Annotated in this window: 1 protein-coding gene; it reads left to right on the top strand. The window is 57.9% G+C overall.

Annotated elements, in window-relative coordinates; translation table 11 throughout:
* On the top strand, positions 1-273 hold a 273-nt coding region (locus AC0L3B_RS39480), incomplete at both ends, for an RHS repeat domain-containing protein (RefSeq protein ID WP_473383227.1).

The raw sequence follows: 273 nt of genomic DNA, 5'->3' as shown, positions 1-273 counted from the left end.
GAAGACTTCGTGACGTCTTGGTGCTTCAGTGCGCTGGGGGAAGAGCTTGAGCAGGTAGATGCGAAAAACAACCTAAAAGACAGTCGTTATGGACGCATGGGTGAGCTGCTGGAAGTGGGTATTACCCTGGCGGGTGGTGCTCGTCAGGTCATCGCGACGGGGGCCGACTACAACGCCCGTGGTCATTTGATAACGCAACGCGCTGGCAGCGGCGTGGTAAGCGAGTGGCGCTACGACGCACGCAGTCAGCGCGTTGCGTTATCAAATGACCAC

It is taken from the genome of Bradyrhizobium sp. Kon56 (genome assembly GCF_055807635.1).
The sequence above is the reverse complement of the archived record's forward strand: the minus strand, read 5'-3'. Positions and strand labels throughout refer to the sequence as shown.